The organism is Peiella sedimenti, from assembly GCF_030504955.1.
In the GTDB taxonomy this organism is placed as follows: Bacteria; Pseudomonadota; Alphaproteobacteria; order Caulobacterales; family Caulobacteraceae; genus Brevundimonas; species Brevundimonas sedimenti.
The window spans coordinates 1-1,151 of the sequence record NZ_JAUKTR010000007.1; the positions used below are offsets into that span (position 1 = coordinate 1).

Below are 1,151 nucleotides of genomic sequence, written 5' to 3' on the forward strand. Positions count from 1 at the left end.
CGGCCGCCTTCACGGATGGCGAAGCGCAGCTTCTCCTCCATGGCGATGGGCGTGATCAGCTCGACTTCCAGCTCGGCGTTGTCGCCCGGCATGATCATCTCCACGCCTTCCTTCAGGCGCACGATGCCGGTCACGTCCGTGGTGCGGAAGTAGAACTGCGGGCGATAGTTGGTGAAGAACGGCGTGTGACGGCCGCCTTCTTCCTTGGTCAGGATGTACGCCTCGGCCATGAACTTGGTGTGCGGCGTGATCGAGCCCGGCTTGCACAGCACCTGGCCGCGCTCCACGTCCTCGCGCTTGGTGCCGCGCAGCAGCACGCCCACGTTGTCGCCCGCCTGACCCTGGTCCAGCAGCTTGCGGAACATCTCGACGCCCGTGCAGGTCGTCTTCTGAACCGGGCGCAGGCCCACGATCTCGACTTCCTCGCCCACCTTGATGACGCCGCGCTCAACCCGGCCCGTCACCACCGTGCCGCGGCCCGAGATCGAGAACACGTCTTCCACCGGCATCAGGAAGGGCTGGTCGATCGGACGCTCGGGCTGCGGAATGTAGCTGTCCACCGCCTCCATCAGCTTCAGGATCGCCTCCTCGCCGATGGCCGGATCACGGCCTTCCACCGCCGCCAGGGCCGAACCCTTGACGATCGGAATGTCGTCGCCCGGGAACTGATAGGACGACAGGAGCTCGCGCACCTCCATCTCCACCAGATCCAGCAGCTCCTCGTCGTCGACCATGTCGACCTTGTTCATGAACACCACCAGCGCCGGCACGCCCACCTGACGGGCCAGCAGGATGTGCTCGCGCGTCTGCGGCATCGGGCCGTCGGCGGCCGACACCACCAGGATGGCGCCGTCCATCTGCGCCGCGCCGGTGATCATGTTCTTCACGTAGTCGGCGTGACCCGGGCAATCCACGTGCGCGTAGTGACGGTTGGCCGTCTCATACTCCACGTGCGCCGTGTTGATCGTGATGCCGCGCGCCTTCTCCTCCGGCGCCGCGTCAATGTCCTCGTACTTCTTGGCCGTCGCGCCGCCCGTCTTGGCCAGCGTCATCGTGATCGCCGCCGTCAGCGTCGTCTTGCCATGGTCCACGTGACCAATCGTGCCAATGTTGCAGTGCGGCTTGTTCCGCTCAAACTTTTCCTTGGCCAT

At 65.4% G+C, this 1,151-nt stretch carries 1 protein-coding gene; it reads right to left on the bottom strand.

Translation table 11 applies throughout. The annotated features are described in order from the left end of the window. Positions 1-1,151, bottom strand: a 1,151-nt coding sequence (tuf, locus tag Q0812_RS13730) for an elongation factor Tu (RefSeq protein WP_302110918.1), incomplete at its 3' end; no start/stop codon positions are given.